Genomic DNA, 23,945 nt, shown 5'->3' on the forward strand with positions numbered 1-23,945 from the left:
CGATGGCGTTCGACGGGGCACTGGCAGCAGTCCAAATGTCCGTCATCAATCAGCACCATGGCACCTGCCTGTCCTGCCGTCGCGAGGCATCCACGTCCAGACAGCTGACCCACACCCAATGCGAAGAGAACACCCGATGAATACACACCTGTACCGAAACATCCCGGCCGGGCAGGAAGATCTGATAGCAAGGTTGACCGAACGCTATGCCGGACAAAGGATCCGGTTCCACACCGGGTTTGTCGGATCCGTCCCCGTTCAGGCCAGCGGACGAATCGGACGCCTCTTCTTTTACTTCCGTTTCCGCGGCGACACCGCTTCACTGACGCTCGGCTCGGCGGACCACCGAAGCGCTGCCAGCAGGGCTAAACACGCGCGCCGGAAGGCCCTGAGGAAGCTCCGTCGCGGAGTTGCTGTTGACTGGTTCGGTGGCTTCATGCTTCAGCAGGACCTCCGCAGGGACACTGCTCTGGACCGTCACCCGTCCAGAGCCGTCTGGTACGCGGTCCGCAACGACGTCACCGGCGAACGCTACGCAGGCGATCTTGAGCCCGAGGAGGCAGCCGAACTGTTCATCGACATGATGTCCACACTGCAGCCGGCCGGGCCGGAACCCCGGTGGCACAAGCTCGCCAAGCTGGGCCGGGGCCCGTGGACACCGCCAATGCCGGATCACCGCGTAGTCATCCGCAAGGCTCGGCAGTAGAACCGAAATAGTCCCTGCGGATATTCATCCTAGGATTCCGAAACAACGGATAAATACCTCGTAGCATTGGTCCAGAAAATTCAAGTCAAAGGATATGATTCGCGTGAGACCAACGCACAAGGGGGACGCGTTTTGACTTCCATTTCTGCCACAACCAGGCCAGTTTCTGTCGGTGCTCGGACAAACATGGCCAGCGTGAATACGACAACACTCGCTTCGATTTGTCTTGCCGGCGTGGGCCTCAGCGCGGTCGTTGCAACATTGACCGGTAACCCGATGTTTGCCCTGGTCGGTGGTGGCACCTCTGTTATTGCATTGCTGCTCATCGCCGCGCTTGTCCCATCGGGGCAGCCGACAAAACCAATCGACGGGTCAAAGACAAACACCCTTGCCGTGATAGCCCTGGTGGCTGCGTGCATGACCGGCCTGGCTGCTGCTGCCATCATCTTTGGCCATGTTGCCCGGGATCAGATCAGCCGCGAAGGCGGACGTGGGGACAAACTTGCCCTCGCCGCCCTCATCGTGGGTTATAGCGAAGTGGCGCTTTCGGCTTTCACCGCCATGTGGCTTGTCACCTTCCTCCGATTTCACTAATTCTCCGGCAGGAATCTAGACGTTAGCGGGCTCCATCGCTTGACCATTTTCTGTTTGAAGGCCATGCCGTCTAATCGGGGCGAGATTCTTTGGGGTCCGCACACATAAACGGCATGACAAATGCACGAGAAGAAGCACAGGACCCGGCCACGACTCCGGAGCGCCTCCACGAACTCATCAACCTGGTCGGAGACCGCGGCAACATCGACTCCGACGCTGGCTGGTGCCGCGAATACGTAGCCGCCAACCCCAGCGCCTCACTGGAGACCCTGATCGAGCTGGCCGGCGACAAGAACGACTTCATGTCGCGCCTGAACGCCGCTAAAAACCCCGTCCTGGACGACAGAACCCTGTGGCTGCTGATCGACGACCCCAACGACATGGTCGCCAACGCAGCCCGGGAACGCCTGAACCTGGCCCCGAAACCCCGACCCAACACCATCGCCCGCGGCGTCCACATCCCGCGGATCGACCCGAAAACAGGACGGGTGATCAAGCCGTGAGCGGCGGATCGTTCAACTACGCCTGCGAGTTCGGCACCCTGAAAGACCTGTGGGTCGAGAAGAGCGGAATCGAGGGTATCGCCGACGCCCTCCGGGAACGCGGCCACGACGCAGCCGCGGTCGAAACTGAAGCTCTCCTGTCCGAACTGGCCGTCTTCGAGGACTACATCCGGCCCGCGCCGAACGACTTCGCGGCGTCTGGAAAGCGACGGAATGGGTTGTCTCCGGCGACTGGTCGGATGCCGATCTCACCGCCGACGTCGACAGCCTCGAGTCCGCACCGCCGTTCGCAGACACCCTGCGTATCGAAACTGCCACCGGAAGGATCGTGAAGTAATGCCCCGCGCTTATGACCTGATCGGCGACGTCACCGAACCCGCCGAAATCTTCCCGCGCCTCGGCGCCCTGGAGGCGATGGTGACGAACCTTCGGGAACGCGGACTGCACGACGCCGCCGACGAGACTGCCGAACTCCTGGCAGAAGCCCGGGCCTTCGAGGCCGCCATGCAGGCACGGTCCTGCCGGCTGCGCCGGCTCTGGAAGGCCGTCGAAACTGCGTCAGAGTCTGTTCTGGTTCCTGCGGCCGCCACCCGAAACATCACCGCCGCGGCCCTGGACTACCGGGCCGTCAGGGAGCAGGGCACCCGCAAAGATTCCATGAAGCCAGAGAGCCGCCCATGAAAAGCGCTGACCTGGCGTCCCTGCGCGCCAGGGCCGCCGAGAATGCCACCGGCGCCGTCTCCGTTGACGGCGCACTCCTGTTGGAGTTGCTGTCCCACATCGACGAACTCCGCACCGATCTGCGCAACATCGACGAATTCATTGACCGGAGCGAGCTCGAAGAAGAGAGCTACAGCGCCACCGTCTGGGCCTGGAACAACATCGTGGCCGAATTCCGGGAAGTGCCGCGGCTCAGCGGCAGCGACCTCGAGGTCATCCCAGCACCTCTGATCGAGCGCCTGGACATCGCCGAGCGCAGGATTGCGGCCGCGAGAGGACTGGCGCAGCGTGCCATCAACCGCTACAACCACCAGACCATGATCAAAGCCCGGACCGTGATCGACCTGCTCGACGGGACGACCACTACTGAGCAGTTGAACGCCTGAGCACCCGGACGTCCCGGAACCCGCCGGAGAGCTTTCGACCCCGTGCCCCACACATAGGGGGCATGGAACCGTACCGCGTCATCACCGACTTCAACGACTTCATCTGGCTGCCCATCAACTCGATCGTCTGCCCCGTCGGCCAGCCCAGCCGCGCCTACCGAAAGGCCTGGACCAATATCTTCACCACCTTCGAGTCGCCGCTGGAGACCGAGGAACGTGAGGCCTGGCAGATCCTGACCATGCACTGCACCGGGGACAAGCCCGAGGTCTGGGTGCTGTGGGACGCCGGCGCGAAGAAAGATGCGCTGCCCAAGCAGGGCGCCTTCATCACGGTGGTTCCGTCACGGTCCCCGCGGCGGAAAGCCCACATTGGCATCGGCTACGCCAAGTCGGCGATCACCGGCCAGCTCTACAGCGGCATGGCCAAGGAGGATATGTCGATCTTGCAGTTGGACCCGGCCACCAGCCAGTACGTCACCCTGCACGACATCCCCAAGGGGACCCTCAAATCCCAGCTGCCCTGGTAGCGGAAAGAAGCCATGGAACCGTACCGTATCGTCCGCTCGGAGGCGGAGCTTGACGCTGTCGCCATCGACTCTCTCGTCTGCCCGGCCTACTTCCTGGGATCCATTTACGAGAAGTCCGCCACGAACGAGTGGGTCGAGCCTGGATCCGACGAGACCTATTCGACGGCCGCAGTGTGGGAGGTCATGACCGGCTCCTACGAGACGCTGATCCTGGACGAGGACCGCGAAGTGTGGGTCCTCATCGACGCCGCCGCTCCCAAACTGCAGCGTCCGCCTCGCCCGGAGACATCCCCGGACTACGCGACACGGGTCCAGCTCCGCACCAACGAAATCATGACCCACCACAGCCTCGAGGAAGCACGGCTGGCCATCGAGGCCGCTGTGGGCGACGGGGTCACGATCGGACACACCAACATTTGGAAGCGGTCCAGGGACGCACATTATTTCCGTCCTTCCGTCTACATCGAACCGGGGACGGCGGTCTCTGATTTCCCGTGGAGGAAGGCGGGATGATCGGCAAGGCGGCCGGCACTGGCGGCTTGGTCTTGATCTAACCGGGCGGGCCGGCAAACTGTAGCGAAAATCACCATCGGGAAAACCCCGGATGTAACCTTTCGGACGCTTTATCAACGCATGTTTATTGGTATGACCCCGCGCTCCGAACACCGCTACTTCCTGTCCAGTCACGGGGTGGTTTTCGAGGCGTTTTGGCCGCGGCCGGCACGTTCGGGGCTCGACTGGGTTCGTGCGGGCCTTTACAACCTGTTCTTCGACGGTCCAACCCCTGGGAGCCCCGAACACGCAGTCGACCCTGACGCGCTGTCCGCGGCGATCGGGCATGTTGAGGAACAGGACGTTGAGGCAGCGACGAGGGCGTTCATCAAGCTGGGCTACGTCGTCAACGTGCACGAACACTCCCTGCAGTGAGGGAAGGGTGGCCTGCCGCACACATGGCAGCCATGCCTGAGATTAAACTGAAACCGGTGACCCCCGGCAAGCTGAACAAACCCGCCTGGTACCGCACCCATGTCGCGGAACTCGGCCCGGATCACAAGGCGGGCGAAGGCTCGGCCTCCCTGGTGACCGCCGACCTCTACCTGGACGGCGAGCTCATCGGCTCCGTCACGGGAACACTCAAAGCCAACAGCGCCGTCCGCGAATGGATCCCGGACCGAATCGGCGCCGGCATCAAACAGCACGGCACTGCCCGTTTCAACGCCGTCGACGCGCTGGTGCGCACCCATCTGACCGACATGCAGCAGCACCCCATCGCGCACCTGGCCGCCGCCTAGGGCTACATGCGCGGCAAGCGTCGACTATCTGCCGCCCTGCCCGCCGGGGAGCTCTTCGGTGCTTTCCGCACACATGAGGCCCATAGACCCCGACCCTTCCCGGAGGACCTCATGAGCACTAAGATTCCCAACGGCTTCCGCCTCGCCGAAGGCACCGACCTGGCCGCGTTCACGGACCGCGTCCGCAGCGTCATCGACCCGCTCCGCGATCAGGAAGACGTCAAGCTGCTTGCCATCGAGACGGCCAAGTTCGTGGACGCCTCCTGGCTGGCCGGAGACCCGGTCCTGCCCCGCGCCGCCGACACCGTCTACACCCAATGGGCTGACGCGCAGTCCAAGATGAGCGTCTACGACTACGACCACGACCTGAACCGCTTCGAACTCAGCATCGGCACCGACCCCGGCACCGGTCGCGTCATGGTGATCGCCCGCGCCGAAAACCACACCCTGATGGACGCCTTCGAGGGCATGGCTGACGTCGAAGAGTACGGTTACTGGAACCACACTGACTCTTACCCGGAGGGCGTCACCCGCGCCGACTGGGAAGTCCGCAAGACCGCCTGGGACCGGATGCTGCCCGGTCTCGGCAAACCGTCCGACACGATGGAGACCTGGATCCTGCGGGACACCGTCGAAGTCCGCGAGGAACTGCGCAGTGACACCGCCCGCCTCATTGCCTTGGCCCCGTCACGGGCGGACCGCGCCACGTTCCCCGGCAAGGACGCCTACGCCGCTTACCTGCGCAGCCGCGGCATCGAGGTCATGAAAGCCGTCCGCTTCGTCGCTTTCGGCCGGGGCGTGAGCGTCCAGCCCGTCATCGACACCCTCGCCACATTCCTCGCGCCCCTGACCGCAGAGTTGCTCACCGAAGGCTCCGGCGGCGCTGTCATCGACCCTGGCTACAAGGATGCCCTCGAAGCGACCTTCGCCGCCCTGTACGAGCAGGACAAAGACGCCCTGGCGGAGGACCACTGATGAGCACGAAGATCCATAACGGCTACCGGCTCGCCGAGGGCACCAACGTTTTCGCCTTCATCCGCCGCGTCCGCGCCGCCCTGGATCCGGTCCGTGACCGCGTTGACGGCGCCCTGCTGGCCAGGCTCTTCACCAATGCCGTGGACAGCTGCTGGCTCCGGGGCGAGACCGTCCCGCCGAGGCTTGCTTTCACCGCGTTCAACAAATGGGAGGACGAGCAGAAGAAACTCGCGGACACCGCCCGGATGAAGGACCCGAACCGGTTCGAGATGTGCCTCGGAGAAGACCCTGAGACCGGCCGCATCCTGGTCCGGCTCTACACCGAACGGACCGCCATGCGGGACGCCTTCGAAGCGATGGGCGAGGTGGAGCCCTACTCGTACTGGAACAACTACGACGCCCCCGCAGCGCTCACGGAAGACCAGTGGGAGGAACGCCGGTCCGCGTGGGAGCGCGTCATGCCCGACTACGCCCCGCCGGCGGAGACCATGCTCACCTTCGTGCTGCGCACCGACGCCAACCCGGGGACCCTCATGCTCTGTAGCATGGACGGCGGCGCCGAGGACCCGGTCCTGGGCAGGATCCCCGACCGGGCCGAAAGCATCGTCCGCACCCGCTACCTCCACCAACTCGTGACCGTCAACGGCATCGACGTCATCCCGGCGTTCCGGCACGTCGGATCCGAACGCATCGGCACCATGCTGGCCGGCCTCGCCGCCATGATCGTTGATCCCCACCTCTGGGAGATCACCCGCGAGCTGCTGCTCGAAGGCGACCCCGCGCGCACCGCGGACCCCGGGGCCCTGGTGTCCCTCCAGGCAGCCTGCGAATCCCTCTACGAGGCAGAGAAGGCCACCCTGCCCGTCCCCGCCGGCGCCTGACCCGGCCCGTCAACGCATGTGTATGGATATGAGCCCCGGAAAGCACCACAGCTACCACCTGACTGAGCGCCAGAGCATCATCGAGCTGACCTGGCCCAGACCACCCAAACAGCCGAAAGCCACCCGGAAAGGCAGGAAGCTGCGCCTGCTCCACTGCAGACCGGACCCCGGCTCCCCGGAAAGCTGCGTCAACCCGGAAGACTTCAGCGCCGCCGTCAAAATCCTGGACCAGCAGGACGTCGAATTGGCGATCTCCGCGTTCACCGGACTGGGCTACGAAGTCACCATCAGGACACTGCGATGAAGACCGGTGGCTACGCCGCGCACCTCGCGTCGCTGAAGGCACCGACGACCCCGCCTGTCCCGGTGGCGCCCGCTGATCACTTGCGGCTCTTCGGGACAACCGCCGATGTCGTGCTCGCCCACCGGGAAAAGATCACCGCGGGCGTCCCCGGCTGCACCTGCGGGAAGTCGTACCCGACAGACTCCCACAGCTACTGCGCGGTTCTGCACGCCCAGCACGTCGCCATCGAGGCAGTCACCCACGTCCTTGACGCGGCTGTTGCTGCCATCCGGGCTGACCTTGACGCATACGAGCGGGACCCGGAAGCGGTGGAGCGCTGGCAGTCATGACAGTGCGGCTGCGATCAATGCAATCAACAAGATGGCCGGCCGCGAAACCGGCAGGACCCGAACGAAAGAGACCACCATCGCATGAGCACACCCATGGACACGGCGCCCGACCTGCGTTCCGGCATCAACGCCATCACATTCTTCGCGTTCACTATGTTCTGCATTCGGCTCTGGTTCAGCATCGACCCGCAGCCCGGACCAATGACCCAGGCCATCAAAGAGGCCGGCGAGGAGCGGATGAGCGCCTACTTTGTCGTCGCCGGCGTCATGCTATTCGGGCTGTTCGCCCTGCTGCGCTACATCATCGGAGCTGCCCTGAACGGGCTGGCAGCCCAGACCGGGGGACTGGCAGCCTGGCTCTGTGTCGGCGTTTTGGTCCTGCTAGCCGCCGCCGTACTGACCCCTTACACGGCCCCTATCCTCGGCGTTGCCGTGCTGTCCGCGATGGGTGCCAACTGGTCCGTGGAAGCGGCCCGGCTCCGGCGCGCTGCGAAGTGAAGGTTAGGAAAGCCCCAGCTCCGGCAGACCGTCCACGATCCGGTTGGTCTCCAGGCTCAACGTTACGATCCGGCCGATCAGGTCGATGATGTAGCGCGGCTGCCTGTGCTCCCGGGACCAGTCATTGGGGTCATTGACGATTCCGGACGCCTTATCCGTCTTGACCTGGTACCGCTCGATGATCCAGTCCACGGCCGAGCGGGAGCCCAGCATGTAGCGCTGGGCGTCTTCCGGGATGCCCTCCAATGTGATGTGGGAGTTGTAGATGATGCGCGTCTTGTCCCACGCTCCCGCCTTGCCGGCGTATTTCATCTTCGTCACCGCGTAGCGGGCGTAGTCGTCCTTATCGACGGAAAGCCCGGTGACTACTTCGGTGAGCGGATACGGTTCCAGGGCTTCGTATCCGATGTGCATCTCAGAAAGCTTCCTGCCCGCGTCCACGAAGGCCCAGAAGCGGTCGACGCCGGGAACCTGAGGAATCCGGGGGAGCATCTTCTTCAGGTCAGCAGCAAATTTAGTTTTGTACTCGTCGGAGTGCAGGATCCCGTAGACATAGAAAAAGATGTCGTCCTTTGTGACCTCGGGCCCGTAGGCGGCGTGGTATTCGAGCAAGGCGGCATCCGTGATGTTATCGATACGCTGCTTCCATCCTGCGTCCGCGCCTAACTCGTCCAGCAGGCCACCACTGGTCGGGGTCGGATACCTGTAGCGTGCGAAGAAGTAGCCCTGGCCGGAACCCCAAAAAGAGAGATCGGGTATCTGATCCACAGCAAGGCTAGAGAACGGTTTGTCGTTGCCGACTCCAACAACGTAGAAGCCATGATTCTTGATCCCTAGGGAAGGAAAGAAACGTGGTTGTTGCGCCCGCTCGTGATTCATCAGGGGTGCAAAGTAGACATGTTGCTTGAAGAACGGCCTATAGGCAGCCTTTCTTTCGGCAGCTCTTGAGTAACCCACCTGGTCGCCTTTGCGGAGAGCATTTCGTAGGCTGCGTGCCCAGCTGATGCGAGTGGGATCGGTTGAAACGAAGGATTCAACCGGGGTAGGGGAACCTGCGGCAAGATAGCGCTCCACTTCAGCGTTATAATGCCCCATCATCCGCTTCACGTTGCTGGACAGCACTTCCTCGGACGAGCTGTAAACCCAAGCGTCCCGGTTAGTTTGCAGCCCCGCTGAGTAGACATCGAAAATTGAAGACCCGTACTTGCTGCCGAGAGGCGTGCAGGCTTCAAAAGCAGTGTTCCGATGGTTGATCCAGTCGCCGTCTGGAGTAGGCGAGATGAGCTCCCACTCGATCTCGCCGAGTTGCCCCGAGTTAACGACGGCGAGCTTTTCTTTCCTATCGATGTAATCGCCGATGTCCCGGTAGTGAAGGATGCTCTTCTCGACGGCGCCGGGCCGTTTGACAAGCATAAGAATTGCGACTGTGTTCCGGCTGCCGGAGTCGAAGATCTTCCCGCCCTCGCGTCGACTTTGCTCCCCTGCTGTACGTTGATTTCCGCGAAGGTTGTAGACGTATATGTCGTGGAATTCGGAGGTTAGTGTTTTCCGGAGCCCGTCGGCGGTGTTGCCATCGATGTAGCCGCCGTTGGAGACATAGCAGAGCACACCCCCGTCGGGGGATTTCAGGATCCGATTGGAGCCCCACCTTATGGCCCGGATGTAGGAGTCGTAGAGGGAATTCTTGTTGGTCGCCGTGGAAAGCTCTGCATAGGTACTTCGGATCGAACCATCGAGTGTCTCGTATTTGAGGTTGGCGTTGTTGTCGTTGCCGCTGGTCTGGCCGACCGAATAGGGCGGGTTTCCGATGATGACCCGGATGTCTAGCGCATTCTGGGCTACGACACGGTCATTGTTGGTAGTGAAGACGAAGTCGTCCAGCGTATCGCCGTCCTCGGTCATCTGGAATGTGTCGGTCAAAACGATGCCGTCGAACGGAAGGTACTCCACGTCAGCTGGCGACAGGCCGAAGGCTGATGCTTGGTCTTCCAAAAGCCCATGGAGGGTGGCTTCGATGTTGATCGCGGCGATGTAGTAGGCCATGAGGAGTAGCTCGTTGGCGTGCAGCTCGGACGTATATTTGCGGAGGAGGTCCTCTGGTTTGATGCGCCCCGACTGGAGCAGGCGCACGATGAAGGTGCCGGTGCCGGTGAACGGGTCGAGCACGTGCACACCCTCGTCGCTGATGGACGCGCCGAAGTCCTTGGCCAGGACGTCGTCGACGGCGCGGATGATGAAGTCCACGACCTCGACAGGGGTGTAGACGATGCCGAGGGATTCAGCGGTGCGGGGGAAGGCGAGCTTGAAGAACTTCTCGTAAAGCTCGGTGACGATCTTCTGTTTGCCTTCGGCGTTGGTGATGCCTTCGGCGCGTACCCGGACGGAACGGTAGAAGGATTCGAGGTTGGCGACCTCGGAGTCCAGGTTGTACTTCTCCAGGATGTCGACCATGGAGTCCATGACCTGGGAGACGGGGTTGTTGGCAGCGAAGGAGTAGCCCTCGAACAGAGCCTCAAACACCGGCTTGGTGATCAGGTGCTGGGAGAGCATGTCGATCGCGTCCGACTCGGTGATCGAGTCGTTCAGGTTCCCCCGCAGTCCCTGCAGGAAGACGGTGAATTCTTCCCTGGGGCGTTGGTCTTCGCCGTCCAGGATGGTCCGGATCCGCAGTACGTGCCGGTCCGCGATCTCTTTGACGTCCTTGGCCCAGGATTCCCAGTAGCGGCGGTCCCCGACCTTGCGGACCATCCGAGCGAAGATGGCGTTGCGCCACTGATCGGCGCCGGCCATGTGGAAGAGGGCCTCGGCGCCGTCCCCGGAGGTTTTCTGGCTATCGGTGCCTGATCCGTCGCCGTCCCCGAACGGGTCAGCGATCGTGATGACGTCAATCTTGTCGTTGGCATTCCGGTTCAGCTCGAGCTTGTTGATCATCGCTTCGAACCGGTCATCGTGCGCGCGGAGCGCCTGCAGGACGTCCCAGACGACCTTGTACTTCTTGTTGTCGTTCAGGGCCGTCTCGGGGTCCTGGCTGGCCGGAACGGCGATGGGCAGGATGATGTAGCCGTACTCTTTGCCCTCGGCTTTGCGCATCACCCGGCCGACGGACTGGACGACGTCGACCTGGGAGTTGCGGGGATTCAGGAACAGGACCGCGTCCAAGGACGGAACATCAACCCCCTCGGAGAGACAGCGGGCATTCGAGAGGATCCGGCAGGTCTCGTCGCCGGCATCCTCTGCCTTGAGCCAGTCCAGCTTCGCCGAGCGCTCCAGGACGTTGAACGTGCCGTCCACATGGCCTGCTTCCAACTTCAACGCAGGTGCCTCGGTGTCGCCCTGGTTGACCAGGAGCTGCCGGCCGACGAGTTCGAAGTCGGCGGCGAGCTTCTTGGATTCCTTGATGTTCCGGGCGAAGGCGACGGCCCGGTGCATCGGGGAGCCATCGGTGATCTCCAGCCTTTCGCCGTTGACCCCACGCTTGGAGAGACCGTTCCAGCAGCCGACGATCCGGGCCGCGTCATCCAGGTTCAGGTCACCGTTTTCTTCGAACAGGCCTTGGAAGGACTTGCTGACCGCTTCCTCATTCACAGCCAGGACCAGGACCTTGTAGTCGGAAAGGTGACCCATCTCCACGGCTTTGCCGAAACCGAGGTGGTGGAATTCCGGACCGTAGACAGCCTCGTCGTCCATGGAGTAGACGGTGACGTCGTCCTGGGCTGCTTTCGCCTTGGATTCCTGGACGTAGATCCGGGGCGTGGCCGTCATGTAGAGCCGCTTGCCGGACTCGATGTAGGTGTTGTCATGGACCCTGACGAACGCCGAGTCGTCATGGCTGGCTTCGGTGATGCCTGTGGTGCGGTGGGCCTCGTCGCAGACGATGAGGTCGAATTCCTGCAACCCGTCCTTCTGCGCCTGGGCGATCACGTCGATCGACTGATAGGTGGAGAACACGACGGTGATAGCTTCCTGGCCGGTGCTGATCCTGGCCCGGTTCAGGAGTTTCGCCGGATCCGTGGTGGCCGGGAATGCCAGGTCGTGGACGCTGACATCCTCGTGTTCCCGGCGGCCGACTTTCGTGTCGGAGCAAACGGCCAGTGCCCGCAGCGGAACGGTCGCCTGGGCGGTCCACTCATTCAGGGTCTGCTGGAGCAACGCGATAGAGGGGACCAGGAACAGCACGGAACCACCAATGGGGACGAGCTCCTCGACCATCTTCAGGGAGGTGTACGTCTTGCCGGTGCCGCAGGCCATGATCAGCCGGCCGCGGTCGCTGACCTCGAAGCCGCGTTTCACGTCATCGATGGCCTGGCGCTGATACTTGCGGGGCTCTTTTTGCCCGAGCTGGCGCATCTCCTCGGGGGCGTCCACGCTGAACTCGGACCAGTCGATGGTCGAATCTGCCAGATCCGCGAAACGCAGCCGTGTCATCGGCTTGGACTGTCCCTCCAACGCGTCCTCAGCGTGCTTGGACCATTTGTCTGTCGTTGAGACCACCATGCCGTAGGAGAAGTCAGTCTTGCCGACGGCGGTGAAGAAGGAGTCGATCTGCTTCTTGTCCAGGGTCCGGGCCGGGTCGTAGAACTTGCACTGGATCCCGGTCAGCTCGCCGGTATAGCGGTCCCGCGCGACCAGGTCAATGCCGGTGTCGACGTGACCGTTGCGGTCCGGCCATTCATTCCAGAGCCAGACTTCGGAGAACTGGTCGGCGTACTTGGGTTCGAGCTCGAGATAGCGCTTCATGAGGTGTTCGAACTTGGTGCCCTTATCGTGCTGGTCGGTCGCCGAGAAATAAAGGCGGTCGAGGACATCTTCGAAACTTGCTGAACCCATGAAGGTATCTTGCCTCATGTCCCAGAGCGGCGAGGAATCCGCCACGGAGGCCGGGAAGCGGCGTCGGGGATGCCGCACACATTGACTCCATGACTACTGATACTTTGACGAAGCCGATCAGCAAGCTGGCTGAACAGCTGAACGCACACCTGGAAACCCAGACGACCGAACGGGCCCTGACACTGATTGACCGCTGCGACCGTTGCAGCCAGCTTGCCCAGTCATCCTTTGTCTTCACCATCCCGGCCGACCCTCACGGCACGGGAAAGACCGAGACGGACGTTCTGCTGTGTGGACACCACACACGCCAGCACCTGCCTGCGCTGCTCGCAAAGTCTCCTGTGTCGTACTGGGTTGAACCGCAGGAACTGTTGAGTATCCGCGGCGTCAAGGTGGAAGCGAAGATGACCGCCAGGACCGGCGACGGACTCACCGGCGCTTAGTCCTCCAGCAGTCGTTGGCGCCGGGCAATGACCAGTGCCTCCTCCAGCGAGGAAGCTTCCAGTTTTTTGAGAATGGACCGCCGCTGGGACTTCACCGTGTTGACCGAGACGTTCAAGGCGCCGGCCACTTCATTCGCCGATCCGTGAAGCGAGAAGGCATTCAGGACTACCAGTTCCCTCGGCGTGAGGGACGCCGTTTCAGCCCTGTCCGGGAGGACCCCGAACGGTGCGGGGATCTCGGGCTCGTCGGCCTGGACGTACCGGGCCAGGACGTCCAGGTCTTCCTGTGGCAGCAAAGCACCGGTCATCGTCAGCCCATATTCAACCATCAGGGCCGCCGCCGCGTGTGAGTTGTCCCGGGCCGCTTCGGCGTCATTGAGCCTGCCCAGCGCAGCCGCGCGCAGCAGCAACCGGTGAACCTCAAGCCGTGGACCGAGGTCGTCGATTCCGGTCAGCTTCATCGTTTTGGCCGGGTCGCCCAAGTACAGGGCTATGCGCGCCTGCATGAGCAGGACCCGCGGGTCCGGCCTGCTGTACTTGCTGAGCACGGCATCGGCTTTCTGCGGCTGCCGGGCAATCAGATACATCGTCGCCCGCAACCGGTCCAGATCAATCTGTCCGGAGTCGTTCAAGGGAGCCTTGTGCGCCCGGCGGATTCTGGCTTCAAGCGAGGCGGGGCCCGTGATGACACCGGTGCGATGAAGATCCAACAGGGTCCGGAATCCGACTATTTGAGGCCAGAACTCCGACACCTGCATCTCGCTGGTGATCAGGTCCATGTATTCGGATGCCTCTGTATAGCTCTGCCGGTCCATGGCCTCGCGGACCTGGGCCAGCCGGTATGTCGTCGCCCAGTAGCCATCCAACATGCCCGGAGGCCAGCGCGCTTCGTTCAACCAGGCCAGGTGCATCCTGGCTTCCTTGCAGCGGCCTGCCGAGGCCAAGGCGAAGGCAAGCAGCCCGGTGGTGAGGAATGTGGAGGGCCCGGTTGCTGCCCGCCGGCTCGCGTCCAGAGATTTGCAAAGAAGATCGGCCGCGGCATCGAATTGCTGGTCGTGGATGTGGGCGATGGCGGCCTGGTCATAGAGTGTCGGCTCCAGGGCGCTGAGCCGTTCCTTCAGCTCCCATGGACTCTGCTCAAAGCCTTCGACGGCACGTTTCGCGTATTTCAATGCGGGTTCGAGTTTGCCGGCGAAACGCAGCGCGGCGCTCTCCAGTGTCAGCATCCAGATGCGCTGGCCGGCATCCATGGAGTGCTTGTACATGCCCGCGAAAACAACCGCGAGACCGAAGTACTCCAGCGCCTTCACCCTCCCCGTAGACGTAGCGTTGTGGCACAGCGCCAACGCCATGATCAGCGCCGGGTGCTTCCGCAGCCGGGAGATCGGCAGCGCACCGAGGATGTCCCGGACGGTTTTCGCCTGTGAGAGAAGGAGCGCGATGTGGTGATCGCAGGCGATCTTGGAAGCGAGGTCCAGATCACTGATGGCTATTGCCTGGCGCAGCGCATTCGCGGCGTTGCCGACAGCGAGATCGTGCTCGATGACAATCCGGGTGAGCCGGTCAATGTCCCGCGGGTCCATCGCTTTCAATGATTTCAGGAGTAAAACCCTGACCGCGGCGGTGTATTCGAAGCGCTGGTGGTCCGCGTACTGGAACCACATTCCGAGGCCCTGGTCTTCCAAGTCATTCAGAACATTCGTGACGCTCTCTGAGCCGCTCAGCTTGACCGCAAGATCCGGGGTGAACGATTCCGGGATGGAGGTTCTGACCATGAACTCTTTGGTTGCCTGTCCCAGGCTGGACTTGTCCAAGGACAAATTCAGGAAGTCTGAGACGGCGGTCTCGACGGATGCGGTGAGGTTGCTCTGTCCGGATCTCGCATGCACGGTTTCCACCGCACGGGTCAGCAGCGGGTGCCCTGCCGTGGCGGCGTGCACTTCCACTGGATCCATCGTGAATCCGCGGACCGCCAGAACCTCCCGTGTCTCCTCGACGCTCAACTGTAGAGGGACCGCCCCGATGAAGGCCGTGTCCAGGGCCAAAGCAATGGAGGGTGTTTCCAAGATGGAGCGGGTCCGCGTGGCCACAACAGCCTTCAAATGGTGGCACCGCTGCAGCACCCAGACCATGTCTTCAATGAGCTCATCGTCCTGCACCAGATCGAGCCGGTCGACGACAATAGTGGTCTGGGGGATGAACGGCACGAAACGGCGAAGCACGGCGCGGGTATCAGCGCCGGCGAGCAGCGCCTCAGCGCATTCGGAAATCAACTCGTGATGGGATTCGTCCACCCTGAGAGCGGTGCCGAGGATCATTTCCCGCCAGAATGACACACGGTCCGCGTACCGCTCATCCAGGGACACCCAGGAGATATAGCCGGTGGTGGCGCCCGAGGCGGCCCAGTCGGCAAGGGCCACGGTCTTTCCGGCGCCGGAGGGCGCGCGCACGACAATCAGGTCGTGGTCTTTCAGGAGATCGGCGATGAGTTTGGTAATGCGTGGACGGGAGACCACCGTCCTGGGAACTCTTGGTAAGCCGAAGACCGGAGAGGCTGGAGCCTCAGCGGCTGACATCATGCAGTGCGCCCCCTATGATCTGTCCGCGGGCCCCCGCCCAAGAAGTCTGATTTGTTATTCTCAGGCACACTTTACAGGCAGTACAAGAACGTCAAACGAGGAGCGTTTCGTCCGTATATCAGTGGTGCGAATCGACCCAGTCGGCCAAGGTCGGGTAGACGGGGGAGTCCAGGTGCAGCTCTGTGCGGTTGTAGAGGCCGAACCGTTCACCGATTCGCATCATCTGGTTGGGCTTGCCCTCAAGTTCGAGGACGATCAGGGCACCTGCACAGTGCATTGAAGCCCCGGTCAGCTCCCCGGCGCCGTCCTCGGAGAGATACTCGAGCGTCTTGTGGCAGTGGAAAGAAGCGTCTGCCTCGAGCGATTCGGCGATCTCCTGAGCGCGACCCCGGTCCAGGAACGGAGCGCGGTCACTGCGGAACGGACAATTACCGCAGGGTCGTTTGAGGGCGAAAGGCTGGAAGGATACGTCTGAACTCATGGCCATGATGTGTGCGGAGCGGCCTAAGGTCTTCACCGGCCAGAGCGGGGGGCCGGATCTGGATCCCGCCTTCCTCCGGTTTCAACCCCTGCCCGGTCGGGGTCCCGGTTCTGCAGCCGGCATGTCAAAGAGTGAGGAGGCATCATCCGGGGCGGCCAAGGTCATGGGCTCAACCGGCGGTTCGCCCATCGCTACGAGCAGCTCGTTGATCGAAATCTGCCCCTCCAGCTCATCGGGGATGTCTGCACACATAGAACGACGATAGGGGAACCCGGTGCGGATACCGTGTAGGAACACGCGCCCCGGTTCGGGTCAGTTGTTCCAGTCGGGGACCGTGGCGTCCAACTCACCTTTGGCCTTCCCGGGCAATCGGCCTTCGGCAGCAGCCTGCCGCAGCGCATGAAGCCAGGCCCCCAAGGAGCTCTCCTGATCATCGGTCCGGTTCCGATGCGACGGCAGGCGCCCTCGCCGTTCACGGAAGTCGGCCAGGGCCTTCAGCCGGGCCGGGAATCTCTCAGCGTCCCGGTGCTCCCGTCGGTCCGAGTCCCACTTGCCGACGGCATCCAGGGCTGCGCGCTGTCGAGGTTCAAGGGTCCCCTTCGTGGCCTTCAGGCGCTGGGCGTGGAGCCAACGACCCAAGGACGTTTCCACTTGTCCTCCACCACCCTGGCGGGGCATCCTGCCGTTCTCCCAAACGTAGGCTCTGAGCCCTGCGAGCCGAAGCTGCCAAGCCTGGCTGAGCCCGCGCAGGCTAGGGTCGGACCCCTGAGCATCCGGGTCGTGAGTGCGGAGGTTGGCGGTGTGCTCGGTCTCCAGGGATGGGTCGCGTCGCTTGGCCTCTGCCAGGACGTTCAGTACCTCAAGGATGTCATCGACGTCGCAGGCATGAGCGACTCCGGCGCCGGTGATGCCGCTGCGGTACAAGCAGATCCACTCGTCCGAAGTTTTTGTGGTGCCTGACATCAGCCGTTGTCACCACCGGTGTCCTCGGCCAGGTCTTCGATGTCACCTGATGCGATCCGGGCGGCAGTTTTTGTGTAGGCATCCTCGATGTAGGACTCGAGGTCGGCGGTCCCGATGCGCCAGACGCCACGGCCACCGACCCGTATTCCCCGGAGTTCGCCGGTTCTGAGTAGCGACCGGATCTGATTCTCCGAAACGTTCAGCTCGGCGGCAGCTTGATCGACAGTCATGAAGCGCCGAGTTGTAATGTCCTCTTTCACGGCCACTATCGTAAGGGTGCCGGATGAACGGCGGGATCAGAAACCGTGACTTTGTGGGGATTGCCACAGGGGGATCCCCGGCCCCGTCGGTAACTCAGTGGCGGAATCCGTTCTGCAACCCACCGAGTCAGGAATGTCAGCGCTGCAACGCCACGGCCACAACAAGGATCGTGGCGGCGGCCAGCACGGCCAACCCAATGTAGGACAGCCTTTGACGTCGTCGGCGACGAAGCTCCCGGCGCGCATCCCTGGCAAGCTGTCCCGAATGGTTCATGGTGGCAGGGTCGGGTCGTTCATGACTTGCTTCAGTATTCATGCGCCCCATGTGTACGGAAGTCGCGGACGGTCTCTCCGCCGCAATCCAGAGGGTCCTTGGAGTCGCTTCGCGTTGTCCGCCGGGGAGCGGGCGGTCCGCTGCCGCACACATGACGGGTATGAACGACGACACTACGCCCATCGTGCTGGCAGCCCTGGACTCCGAACCGGACTCCCGCCTGGCGATCTCCCTCCACAACCTGGGCCGAGCCGATGACGCACAGTTGATCGGCTTGGACCTCGCCAAAAGCTACGCCCGCACCACGGACCCGGCCACCTTGGCAGGGGAACAGGCCGCCGATGTCGCCCGTCTGCGCCGCGCCATGGCACTCGCCAAGAATGTGTTGCTGGAAGGCAAGGCGTTCAACATCTTCCATCGCAAGAACACCAATCCTGTTATCCGTGCCATGGCGTCCGGGACCGAAGCCCGTGAAATGGTGCAGCGCATCGTGGCCGGCGAACCTGTGCTCGCCCGCATCGCCTCGGACCGGTACACCCAACAGACGCGAGACCGGCTCACCAGACCCGAATATCTGGAGTACATCGAGTCGACCCTGGACTCAGACCCCGACGCGCGCCTGGCGATCTCTCTGAGCCGTCTGGACCATGAAGAAATCAGCCGGGTCCAGGTGCGGGAAGTCCAGGCGTGGATCAAAGAGGTGGATCTGACCGCTCTGGAGGGGCAGCTCGCGGACGACGCTGGCAGGATCCGCCGGGCCACCGAAATACTCAACCATCAGATCCTTCTCGATGGCATGACCTTTGGCAACCTCCAAGCCAACGTCTGGGATCTCCGCGGCAACCTCGCCGACTATGCGACCTCCACACCTGCCCGGGAAATTATCGACCGCATTGCGGCCGCCGTCCCCGGCATGACTGACCTGATCGCCGGGTACGAACCCGAGACAGCCTTCTAGGAGCACCATGTCGACGTTCAGCCTAAAGTCCATGAAAGACCGGATCGCAGCAGACCCGGAGACGCGGTTCGCGATCTCCCTGGACCGGCTCGCCTACGCCAAAGACAACTTTGGGCTCGGAACCGACCTGGTGCGGACCTACGTCCGCAATGTTGACCACACTAAGTTGACCGGGCAGCTTGCCCTGGACGTTGCGACTCTCCGGGCGGGGATGCAGGCCCTCACCGGCCGTAAGGAAGTCCTCGGCTCTGGGTACGGGGAACTCGCCGTTGCTATCCGTGACGCGGGAGGTTCCCTATTTGACTTCGAAACTGATGCTTGGGCTCGTGAAGTCACCGAACGGATCGGAGCCGCCGACGCGGAGCTCTCACGCCGGATAGCGGAACGCTCAACTGTCTAGCGGCAAGACCGTGAACTCTGCCTGATCTTCGGGGATGAACATGCGCCGCGGTGTGGCGCCGCCGAAGACAACCCAGACCATGGACCCGTCATCAGTCATGTCGTCAACCTTGCCCGTTCCCAAGTCCTCGGCTCCAACACGCACCCATACCTGCTGGCCGCGCCGGAGCGCGCTTCCACCGGTCCTTAATACGTTCATCTCATCGGTGTTCACAGAGCTGGCTTTCAGATCATCGGTCATGACCCCTCCAGCGTACGGTCCAAGCCCTGTCATGAGGCGAACCATGCCCGCTTGGACGTGTCGCCGACATTGGACCCCGCCGCACACATCACAGGGGTGGAAGCAACCGTCTTCCCGCAACCATTGAGAGGACACGTCATGGCCGCCCGCAAGAAGACCAGCCACAGCTTCGCCCAACCCGCCGAGCTCGTCCGGCAACGCGCGGAGTTCGCCGCTTCCGGGGCCGCCGGCACGCACGCGGACCAGAACGCACGCAAACACCGGGCAGGACAGACCAACCGTATCGGCTCCCGCAACTCCCGGCTCCGGGCCGCGATCCGGCACGAATACAGCTAGGGGCCGTTTCGAGAGCACCCGTCGGACTTTAGGCGGGTTTTTTATGCCTGAACAAGGCGATGCGCTCATACCATTGGACAGCGAGAGATTCCGGTTGCCCCGCCGGTGACGGGAATGTGAAGTGCCGCACACATCGTTGGCATGAGAACCCGCAAAGCACTCCAGATCAGCATCCTCGCAGCCGCCGCCTTCATCGGCATCGCCCAACCGAGCTTCAATGGCCTGTCTCTCCTGGCACTCCTGGCCCTCCCGGTCGTTTTTCTGCTTCAGCCGGGGGTTTTGCTCCGCATCCGTCGCCCGAAGCTCCGCCTGGTCAAGTAACCCTCACCTCCTCGAAGGGCGGCACCAGAAGTGTCGCCCTTCGTCGTGCCCTGGCCTCGGAAACAATCCGAGTCTGCACCCTGTCGGCTGGAGCGGAACGCCGTTACGATGACGATCGACGTCTATTGGGGCGGCATCACCTGCGGGGCAACCATGACGATCCAGAAGAGCCGGTTCATCACCTCCGGAAGGCCTGCAAATCGGCGCCCGATAATCCGGCCATCGAAAGAGAGCAACATGTCAGATCCTCACCAGTTCCCGCAGGGCACCGGCCGTCAGCAGTGGCCCAGTGAACAGCCCCGCCAGAACAGGCTTGCCAACCCTTACGCCGCTCAGGTCCACCCGGGCACAACAGTCGGGCCGGTTCCGCTCTGGGCTCCGCTCTATGGCGCGTCCTTGCCTGAGGCGGTCTCCAGGTTTTTCAAGAAGTACGCAACGTTCACCGGCAGGGCCAGCAGGAGCGAATACTGGTGGTGGACCCTCGTGTCGGGAGGAACAGGCATGGTCCTTGGCATCCTCATGCTGGTCGCAGGGTCCGTCGGCGCGAAGCTGGGGCCTCATGGCACCGTCATCCCCGGCCCAGGATATTGGGCTGTTCTCATCGTGGATGCCATCGTGTCCCTGGCTATCTTCGTCCCGAACCTGGCTCTGTCCGTCCGGCGCCTCCACGACACGAACAAAAGCGGCTGGATGTACCTCCTGGTCCTGGTTCCACTGGTCGGCCCCCTCTTGATGCTCGTCTTCATGGCAATGGAGCCCAACCCCGAAGGCCGCCGGTTCGACATCCCCGGTGTCGGCGCCTGGAACTCGTAAACTACACCTGCACGAACCACCAACCAGAAAGCCCCGCAGCCATTTGGCCGCGGGGCTTTCTTTGCGCCGAATGAATGAAGCACGCCATGGACGAAGAACGGGCCTATGAACGGCGTCGGGTGGCCGCGGTCGCTTAGAAGTAGCGCGCCACGTTGGGGAGCCGGACGTCGCGGAACTCCCGGACGGGACTCGTCTGGACGCCGCCCTGCGGAAGGGCACTGATCATCATGCCGTTTCCGGTGTATATGCCCACGTGCGTAATCCCGGCTCCGAAAAAGACTAGATCGCCGGGTTGTGCCTGAGTGTACGGAATCTTGTTCGGGCAGTTGTTGTACTGGCTGCTGGCCGGAGCCGGGACGGAGCGTCCGGCCGCGGCGAAGGCAAACTGGACCAGACCGGAGCAGTCGAAGGAGTTCGGACCCTTCGCGCCCCAGACGTAGGGTGCGTGCATTTTCGCGGTCGCCGCCTGGATGACAGTGGCCGCTCCTCCCGTCGCGCCCCCGCTACCCCCGCCGCCGATGTTTCCGCCGCCGCTGTGCCGGTCCCAGATCGCCCGGCGGTTTCGGTACAGGACCAGGTTCCCGTCGCCTTGGACGTACAGTTCCGCACCTGACTGTCCACCTGTGCCGGACGCCCACAGCGCCTTGCCACCGGAGGTGTAGACAACCAGGTTCCCGTCGCCTTGCATGACGGCCCAGTTGCCGGATCCGCTGGTTGCGGAGGACCATGCTGCTCCCGAGGGGCCGTACAGGACCAGGTTGCCGTCGCCCTGCATAATGAGGGTGTAGCGGCGATCCAGGGAAATCCTGGATCCCCCGGCGTTGAGCCGTGAACCGTTTCCGAGCTTGTGAAACAGAGGCCCGCTGTCCCGGGACCACGTCGGGTAGCCGTCCTTGTAGATGACCAGGTTGCCGTCGTTTTGCACCTGCAGGCTGGATGGTCCCATCCGGTCCGTACCTGAGTTCCACACCGCGCGCCCTCCGGAGGTGTAGACGACCAGGTTCCCGTCACCCTGCATGACAGCCCAGTTGCCGGCACCGTGTGTGGAGGTGGACCACAGGGCACCGGAAGGGCCGTACAAGACCAGGTTCCCATCACCTTGCATTATGAGCCGGAAACGGCCATCCGGGGAAAGCAGGGATGCCCCGGCCGGAAGGCGTACATCTCTCCCCAGTGCCGAGGCGGCAGATGCTGCGGCCACTGGCAGTAACGCCAGGGAAGCCACCGCTGCGGCTGATCCGAAAAGAACTGAACGGCGCGTGATCGGACTCGTAGCCATAGTGCGGTGCCCCCAACTCGCAGAAAATATCAGATTATGCCGTGATGCTATAGGGACAATTGTGGGAGTGTCACGCGTTCTAACCTCAGGATTTCCTTAATTCAGCAACGGCTCCCACATGGCGCGCATGGTTTTGGCGCGGCCAGCGAGCCAGGCCCGGATGGCGGGTTCGTCGGCGGGGGTGACCTTGATCCGGACGGACTGGTTGTACGGCTTGCCCTGCATCATGAAGAACAGGTCGAGGTAGTGCTGTTCGTTCCCGTCCGGATAGTCCTCCGGGAACTCCAGGTGCATGGCCCGCCAGTCCCAGCGGAACAGGCAGTTCATGTCCGGGTCCCCGTCGTGCAGCAGGGTGCCGTGCTGGATCAGGGTCGGGCCGGACCGGTCATAAGTGACCGGCTGGGAGAACTCGGCCCAGGACTCGTACCCGGTGGCCAGGCCGCGGGAGTAGAAGTTGCCGTGCTCGCAGCGGTACGGGTGCTCGATCTCCCACAGGTGCTTCGGTTTTGTCATGCCAGCAATGTGTGCGGAAACGGCGGAGTCCCTGCCCGCTGGTGCAGACAGGGACTCCGGCCGGACCGGCTACTCGGCCGTGAGTGCCACGCGGACGCGGCGGCCGAGCTTGGCTTCGTTCTGGTCGATGTCCGGGTCCTGGAGGGCCGTCTCCCAGTCGCCGTCATGGGCCCATGTCAAATGGGACATGTGACGACTCGCCATGACGCACAGACGGCCGGGGGAGAGCTGGTGGGAGCCTGCCGAGGTGTAGCCGATGAACGGGTCCATTGCGACTACCGCGTGCCACTGTCCACCCTGCATCTTGTCTGCGGTGCCGACGTGGATGCCGTCCGCCTTGAGGGTCCGCAGGATCGCGGTGATGCCGGAGGCCTGGGCGTTGTGGGCGACCACGATGGCAATGTCGGAGGCCACCAGTGGACGGGTGAACGGCTGGTCGTCATCGTCGAACTCGACCAGTTCCACGCCGATCAGGCCAGCCGCGTATTCGGCCACCTGAACCAATGTCGGCAGGTGGTCGAACGTCGGGGACGGGTCCAGCAGGAGGGGCACGATTTCGGAGACCCGGTCGCCGTTTTCGTCGGTCAGGTACCGGTCGGCGCGGGAGGATGAGAACGGGAAGTCGTAGAGCGGAGCGATGGCGTCCACGGTTTCCTGGCCGAGCCGGTACGTGGTGTCGAGAGAGTGGATTTCGGCGTTCGCCATCCGGGCGAATACTTCCGGTGCCCGCATGTGGGGAGCTGTTTCGCGGCCCCGGAACGCGGACACGTCGGCGGTCACGACGGGGCCGATCTGGCCGGGGTCACCGACCATCAGAAGCTGCTGGGCGTCATCGGAGGCGTTGGACACGTCGGCGAACGTTGCCTGGTAAGCCTCGTCGATGATCATCAGATCGCACGTCGGGCGGTTGGACGTCTTGCAGGATGCGATGGTGCGCACCACGGGGATGTTCTTGCCGCCTGCGGCAGCACCGCCGCGGGAGACCCCGATGGGAGGCTCCATACCGGAGACCGACAAGGCGACCTGCGGGTGTCCGTCCTTGTCCGGGCCAAGCTCGGCGGCGATCCTCTCGGCAATGTCGTAGGCGGCGCGTCGGGTGGCGCACGCGACAATGATTTTCAGGTTGGAGCGTTCCCGCAGGTACGCGACGGCCTGGGCGACGAGGGTGGTCTTGCCTGCTCCCGGAGGAGAATCCACAATCGTAATCGGTGCCCCTGACCAAACACTGTAAAGCGCCTTGGCGAGCGTGGAGCCCACAACCAGGGTGCGTCCGTCGTTGACGGGTTCGGCCGGGGTTTGCTCCGGGGCGTCGGTGATTGGCGCGAAGCCGAGGTCTGCGAGATCAATTCCGAGAGAAGTCATGCCCCTCATGTGTGCGGAGTATTTGAAGTGTCTCACCAGGTCACGGGTCCGGGTCGGGACCTCACGTGATAACCATCGTCTCTAAGAGGTAAAAGCCGTTCCTCAGGTTATCACGTGCATTAAAACTGCCGGTCTCTCACCGCTTTGTGCCGGCAGGCCGCTCCACCGGATTCACCCCCTG

General features: G+C 62.9%; 33 protein-coding genes. 22 read left to right on the top strand and 11 right to left on the bottom strand.

Going from position 1 to position 23,945, the window contains the following annotated elements; translation table 11 throughout:
* The first annotated feature begins 2 nt into the window (after positions 1 to 2).
* From ABD884_RS09990 to ABD884_RS10065, 16 genes are all read left to right on the top strand, one after another.
* Positions 3 to 140: a hypothetical protein gene (locus ABD884_RS09990; protein ID WP_345044478.1), complete on the top strand. Its 138-nt coding sequence runs from the start codon at positions 3 to 5 to the stop codon at positions 138 to 140.
* A complete protein-coding gene (locus ABD884_RS09995) occupies positions 137 to 706 on the top strand; it encodes a hypothetical protein (RefSeq protein ID WP_345044481.1) in 570 nt (189 codons plus the stop codon). Before ABD884_RS09990 ends, ABD884_RS09995 begins: the two co-directional genes overlap by 4 nt.
* A gap of 195 nt (positions 707 to 901) precedes the next feature.
* Positions 902 to 1,300 (top strand): DUF4190 domain-containing protein, encoded by a 399-nt coding sequence (locus ABD884_RS10000; RefSeq protein ID WP_345044487.1) that lies wholly within the window; start codon positions 902 to 904, stop codon positions 1,298 to 1,300.
* A 113-nt stretch (positions 1,301 to 1,413) separates the two neighbouring features.
* On the top strand, positions 1,414 to 1,803 hold the full coding sequence (locus tag ABD884_RS10005; RefSeq protein ID WP_345044490.1) for a hypothetical protein: 390 nt from the start codon (positions 1,414 to 1,416) through the stop codon (positions 1,801 to 1,803).
* Positions 1,800 to 2,135, top strand: coding sequence for a hypothetical protein (locus ABD884_RS10010; protein WP_345044495.1), 336 nt, complete (start codon positions 1,800 to 1,802; stop codon positions 2,133 to 2,135). Before ABD884_RS10005 ends, ABD884_RS10010 begins: the two co-directional genes overlap by 4 nt.
* Positions 2,136 to 2,139: 4 nt before the next feature.
* Complete coding sequence (locus ABD884_RS10015; RefSeq protein ID WP_345044498.1) at positions 2,140 to 2,484, top strand: hypothetical protein; 345 nt, start codon at positions 2,140 to 2,142, stop codon at positions 2,482 to 2,484.
* The gene (locus ABD884_RS10020) at positions 2,481 to 2,909 is read left to right on the top strand and encodes a hypothetical protein (protein WP_345044503.1); all 429 of its coding nucleotides are present in this window, start codon (positions 2,481 to 2,483) and stop codon (positions 2,907 to 2,909) included. The genes ABD884_RS10015 and ABD884_RS10020 overlap by 4 nt, the downstream gene beginning before the upstream one ends.
* 62 nt (positions 2,910 to 2,971) lie before the next feature.
* Positions 2,972 to 3,436, top strand: a complete 465-nt coding sequence (locus ABD884_RS10025) for a hypothetical protein (protein WP_345044506.1) — start codon at positions 2,972 to 2,974, stop codon at positions 3,434 to 3,436.
* 12 nt (positions 3,437 to 3,448) lie between these two features.
* Positions 3,449 to 3,949, top strand: a complete 501-nt coding sequence (locus tag ABD884_RS10030; protein ID WP_345044509.1) for a hypothetical protein — start codon at positions 3,449 to 3,451, stop codon at positions 3,947 to 3,949.
* A gap of 132 nt (positions 3,950 to 4,081) precedes the next feature.
* Entirely contained in the window at positions 4,082 to 4,363 is a 282-nt protein-coding gene (locus tag ABD884_RS10035) for a hypothetical protein (protein ID WP_345044515.1), read from the top strand.
* 32 nt (positions 4,364 to 4,395) lie between these two features.
* Entirely contained in the window at positions 4,396 to 4,728 is a 333-nt protein-coding gene (locus ABD884_RS10040) for a hypothetical protein (protein ID WP_345044518.1), read from the top strand.
* Between the two features lie 111 nt (positions 4,729 to 4,839).
* Positions 4,840 to 5,703 carry a hypothetical protein gene (locus tag ABD884_RS10045; RefSeq protein ID WP_345044522.1) on the top strand — a complete coding sequence of 288 codons (864 nt, stop codon included), beginning with the start codon at positions 4,840 to 4,842 and terminating at the stop codon, positions 5,701 to 5,703.
* Entirely contained in the window at positions 5,703 to 6,584 is an 882-nt protein-coding gene (locus ABD884_RS10050) for a hypothetical protein (RefSeq protein WP_345044526.1), read from the top strand. The genes ABD884_RS10045 and ABD884_RS10050 overlap by 1 nt, the downstream gene beginning before the upstream one ends.
* Before the next feature lie 28 nt (positions 6,585 to 6,612).
* Entirely contained in the window at positions 6,613 to 6,888 is a 276-nt protein-coding gene (locus ABD884_RS10055) for a hypothetical protein (protein WP_345044530.1), read from the top strand.
* Entirely contained in the window at positions 6,885 to 7,217 is a 333-nt protein-coding gene (locus tag ABD884_RS10060; protein ID WP_345044534.1) for a hypothetical protein, read from the top strand. Before ABD884_RS10055 ends, ABD884_RS10060 begins: the two co-directional genes overlap by 4 nt.
* Before the next feature lie 81 nt (positions 7,218 to 7,298).
* A complete protein-coding gene (locus ABD884_RS10065) occupies positions 7,299 to 7,715 on the top strand; it encodes a hypothetical protein (protein WP_345044538.1) in 417 nt (138 codons plus the stop codon).
* Between the two features lie 3 nt (positions 7,716 to 7,718).
* Here ABD884_RS10065 and ABD884_RS10070 read toward each other — a convergent pair whose 3' ends face one another.
* Complete coding sequence (locus ABD884_RS10070) at positions 7,719 to 12,620, bottom strand: DEAD/DEAH box helicase (RefSeq protein WP_345044544.1); 4,902 nt, start codon at positions 12,618 to 12,620, stop codon at positions 7,719 to 7,721.
* Positions 12,621 to 12,631: 11 nt separating this feature from the next.
* On the opposite strand from ABD884_RS10070, the gene ABD884_RS10075 reads away from it, so the two are divergent.
* Positions 12,632 to 12,985: a DUF7455 domain-containing protein gene (locus ABD884_RS10075; protein WP_345044548.1), complete on the top strand. Its 354-nt coding sequence runs from the start codon at positions 12,632 to 12,634 to the stop codon at positions 12,983 to 12,985.
* On the opposite strand, the gene ABD884_RS10080 is transcribed toward ABD884_RS10075, so the two are convergent.
* From ABD884_RS10080 to ABD884_RS10105, 6 genes are all read right to left on the bottom strand, one after another.
* Positions 12,982 to 15,564: a helix-turn-helix transcriptional regulator gene (locus ABD884_RS10080; RefSeq protein WP_345044553.1), complete on the bottom strand. Its 2,583-nt coding sequence runs from the start codon at positions 15,562 to 15,564 to the stop codon at positions 12,982 to 12,984. The two genes, ABD884_RS10075 and ABD884_RS10080, sit on opposite strands and share 4 nt — an antisense overlap.
* 118 nt (positions 15,565 to 15,682) lie before the next feature.
* On the bottom strand, positions 15,683 to 16,045 hold the full coding sequence (locus ABD884_RS10085) for a hypothetical protein (RefSeq protein WP_345044556.1): 363 nt from the start codon (positions 16,043 to 16,045) through the stop codon (positions 15,683 to 15,685).
* An 81-nt stretch (positions 16,046 to 16,126) separates the two neighbouring features.
* Positions 16,127 to 16,297 carry a hypothetical protein gene (locus ABD884_RS10090; RefSeq protein WP_345044559.1) on the bottom strand — a complete coding sequence of 57 codons (171 nt, stop codon included), beginning with the start codon at positions 16,295 to 16,297 and terminating at the stop codon, positions 16,127 to 16,129.
* A 60-nt stretch (positions 16,298 to 16,357) separates the two neighbouring features.
* Entirely contained in the window at positions 16,358 to 17,008 is a 651-nt protein-coding gene (locus ABD884_RS10095; RefSeq protein ID WP_345044565.1) for a helicase associated domain-containing protein, read from the bottom strand.
* Positions 17,008 to 17,268: a helix-turn-helix domain-containing protein gene (locus ABD884_RS10100; protein ID WP_345044571.1), complete on the bottom strand. Its 261-nt coding sequence runs from the start codon at positions 17,266 to 17,268 to the stop codon at positions 17,008 to 17,010. Before ABD884_RS10100 ends, ABD884_RS10095 begins: the two co-directional genes overlap by 1 nt.
* 136 nt (positions 17,269 to 17,404) lie before the next feature.
* Complete coding sequence (locus ABD884_RS10105) at positions 17,405 to 17,716, bottom strand: hypothetical protein (protein ID WP_345044574.1); 312 nt, start codon at positions 17,714 to 17,716, stop codon at positions 17,405 to 17,407.
* Between ABD884_RS10105 and ABD884_RS10110 the strand changes: the two genes are divergently transcribed.
* Together ABD884_RS10110 and ABD884_RS10115 are read left to right on the top strand one after the other, a co-directional pair.
* Complete coding sequence (locus ABD884_RS10110) at positions 17,703 to 18,500, top strand: hypothetical protein (protein WP_345044578.1); 798 nt, start codon at positions 17,703 to 17,705, stop codon at positions 18,498 to 18,500. The two genes, ABD884_RS10105 and ABD884_RS10110, sit on opposite strands and share 14 nt — an antisense overlap.
* A gap of 7 nt (positions 18,501 to 18,507) precedes the next feature.
* Complete coding sequence (locus ABD884_RS10115) at positions 18,508 to 18,900, top strand: hypothetical protein (RefSeq protein ID WP_345044581.1); 393 nt, start codon at positions 18,508 to 18,510, stop codon at positions 18,898 to 18,900.
* On the opposite strand, the gene ABD884_RS10120 is transcribed toward ABD884_RS10115, so the two are convergent.
* On the bottom strand, positions 18,889 to 19,140 hold the full coding sequence (locus ABD884_RS10120; RefSeq protein ID WP_345044584.1) for a hypothetical protein: 252 nt from the start codon (positions 19,138 to 19,140) through the stop codon (positions 18,889 to 18,891). The two genes, ABD884_RS10115 and ABD884_RS10120, sit on opposite strands and share 12 nt — an antisense overlap.
* 57 nt (positions 19,141 to 19,197) lie before the next feature.
* Here ABD884_RS10120 and ABD884_RS10125 point away from each other — a divergent pair, with 57 nt between their 5' ends.
* From ABD884_RS10125 to ABD884_RS10135, 3 genes are all read left to right on the top strand, one after another.
* Positions 19,198 to 19,476: a hypothetical protein gene (locus tag ABD884_RS10125; protein WP_345044589.1), complete on the top strand. Its 279-nt coding sequence runs from the start codon at positions 19,198 to 19,200 to the stop codon at positions 19,474 to 19,476.
* Positions 19,477 to 19,617: 141 nt separating this feature from the next.
* Positions 19,618 to 19,797, top strand: a complete 180-nt coding sequence (locus tag ABD884_RS10130; RefSeq protein ID WP_345044593.1) for a hypothetical protein — start codon at positions 19,618 to 19,620, stop codon at positions 19,795 to 19,797.
* 237 nt (positions 19,798 to 20,034) lie between these two features.
* Complete coding sequence (locus tag ABD884_RS10135; RefSeq protein ID WP_345044598.1) at positions 20,035 to 20,610, top strand: DUF805 domain-containing protein; 576 nt, start codon at positions 20,035 to 20,037, stop codon at positions 20,608 to 20,610.
* A 133-nt stretch (positions 20,611 to 20,743) separates the two neighbouring features.
* Here ABD884_RS10135 and ABD884_RS10140 read toward each other — a convergent pair whose 3' ends face one another.
* From ABD884_RS10140 to ABD884_RS10150, 3 genes are all read right to left on the bottom strand, one after another.
* Positions 20,744 to 21,889 carry an NlpC/P60 family protein gene (locus ABD884_RS10140; RefSeq protein WP_345044603.1) on the bottom strand — a complete coding sequence of 382 codons (1,146 nt, stop codon included), beginning with the start codon at positions 21,887 to 21,889 and terminating at the stop codon, positions 20,744 to 20,746.
* Between the two features lie 96 nt (positions 21,890 to 21,985).
* Positions 21,986 to 22,402, bottom strand: coding sequence for a hypothetical protein (locus ABD884_RS10145; protein WP_345044606.1), 417 nt, complete (start codon positions 22,400 to 22,402; stop codon positions 21,986 to 21,988).
* A 69-nt stretch (positions 22,403 to 22,471) separates the two neighbouring features.
* A complete protein-coding gene (locus tag ABD884_RS10150) occupies positions 22,472 to 23,764 on the bottom strand; it encodes an AAA family ATPase (protein ID WP_345044611.1) in 1,293 nt (430 codons plus the stop codon).
* Positions 23,765 to 23,945 lie beyond the last annotated feature (181 nt).

Source organism: Arthrobacter methylotrophus (assembly GCF_039539965.1).
In the GTDB taxonomy this organism is placed as follows: domain Bacteria; phylum Actinomycetota; class Actinomycetes; order Actinomycetales; family Micrococcaceae; genus Arthrobacter; species Arthrobacter methylotrophus.

Coding starts and splice junctions, on each gene's coding strand:
- ABD884_RS09990 (WP_345044478.1), top strand. CDS start 3: ATGGCGTTCGACGGGGCACTGGCAGCAGTCCAAATGTCCGTCATCAAT.
- ABD884_RS09995 (WP_345044481.1), top strand. CDS start 137: ATGAATACACACCTGTACCGAAACATCCCGGCCGGGCAGGAAGATCTG.
- ABD884_RS10005 (WP_345044490.1), top strand. CDS start 1,414: ATGACAAATGCACGAGAAGAAGCACAGGACCCGGCCACGACTCCGGAG.
- ABD884_RS10015 (WP_345044498.1), top strand. CDS start 2,140: ATGCCCCGCGCTTATGACCTGATCGGCGACGTCACCGAACCCGCCGAA.
- ABD884_RS10020 (WP_345044503.1), top strand. CDS start 2,481: ATGAAAAGCGCTGACCTGGCGTCCCTGCGCGCCAGGGCCGCCGAGAAT.
- ABD884_RS10025 (WP_345044506.1), top strand. CDS start 2,972: ATGGAACCGTACCGCGTCATCACCGACTTCAACGACTTCATCTGGCTG.
- ABD884_RS10030 (WP_345044509.1), top strand. CDS start 3,449: ATGGAACCGTACCGTATCGTCCGCTCGGAGGCGGAGCTTGACGCTGTC.
- ABD884_RS10035 (WP_345044515.1), top strand. CDS start 4,082: ATGACCCCGCGCTCCGAACACCGCTACTTCCTGTCCAGTCACGGGGTG.
- ABD884_RS10040 (WP_345044518.1), top strand. CDS start 4,396: ATGCCTGAGATTAAACTGAAACCGGTGACCCCCGGCAAGCTGAACAAA.
- ABD884_RS10045 (WP_345044522.1), top strand. CDS start 4,840: ATGAGCACTAAGATTCCCAACGGCTTCCGCCTCGCCGAAGGCACCGAC.
- ABD884_RS10050 (WP_345044526.1), top strand. CDS start 5,703: ATGAGCACGAAGATCCATAACGGCTACCGGCTCGCCGAGGGCACCAAC.
- ABD884_RS10055 (WP_345044530.1), top strand. CDS start 6,613: ATGAGCCCCGGAAAGCACCACAGCTACCACCTGACTGAGCGCCAGAGC.
- ABD884_RS10060 (WP_345044534.1), top strand. CDS start 6,885: ATGAAGACCGGTGGCTACGCCGCGCACCTCGCGTCGCTGAAGGCACCG.
- ABD884_RS10065 (WP_345044538.1), top strand. CDS start 7,299: ATGAGCACACCCATGGACACGGCGCCCGACCTGCGTTCCGGCATCAAC.
- ABD884_RS10075 (WP_345044548.1), top strand. CDS start 12,632: ATGACTACTGATACTTTGACGAAGCCGATCAGCAAGCTGGCTGAACAG.
- ABD884_RS10080 (WP_345044553.1), bottom strand. CDS start 15,564: ATGATGTCAGCCGCTGAGGCTCCAGCCTCTCCGGTCTTCGGCTTACCA.
- ABD884_RS10085 (WP_345044556.1), bottom strand. CDS start 16,045: ATGAGTTCAGACGTATCCTTCCAGCCTTTCGCCCTCAAACGACCCTGC.
- ABD884_RS10090 (WP_345044559.1), bottom strand. CDS start 16,297: ATGTGTGCAGACATCCCCGATGAGCTGGAGGGGCAGATTTCGATCAAC.
- ABD884_RS10095 (WP_345044565.1), bottom strand. CDS start 17,008: ATGTCAGGCACCACAAAAACTTCGGACGAGTGGATCTGCTTGTACCGC.
- ABD884_RS10110 (WP_345044578.1), top strand. CDS start 17,703: ATGAACGACGACACTACGCCCATCGTGCTGGCAGCCCTGGACTCCGAA.
- ABD884_RS10115 (WP_345044581.1), top strand. CDS start 18,508: ATGTCGACGTTCAGCCTAAAGTCCATGAAAGACCGGATCGCAGCAGAC.
- ABD884_RS10120 (WP_345044584.1), bottom strand. CDS start 19,140: ATGACCGATGATCTGAAAGCCAGCTCTGTGAACACCGATGAGATGAAC.
- ABD884_RS10130 (WP_345044593.1), top strand. CDS start 19,618: ATGAGAACCCGCAAAGCACTCCAGATCAGCATCCTCGCAGCCGCCGCC.
- ABD884_RS10135 (WP_345044598.1), top strand. CDS start 20,035: ATGTCAGATCCTCACCAGTTCCCGCAGGGCACCGGCCGTCAGCAGTGG.
- ABD884_RS10140 (WP_345044603.1), bottom strand. CDS start 21,889: ATGGCTACGAGTCCGATCACGCGCCGTTCAGTTCTTTTCGGATCAGCC.
- ABD884_RS10145 (WP_345044606.1), bottom strand. CDS start 22,402: ATGACAAAACCGAAGCACCTGTGGGAGATCGAGCACCCGTACCGCTGC.
- ABD884_RS10150 (WP_345044611.1), bottom strand. CDS start 23,764: ATGACTTCTCTCGGAATTGATCTCGCAGACCTCGGCTTCGCGCCAATC.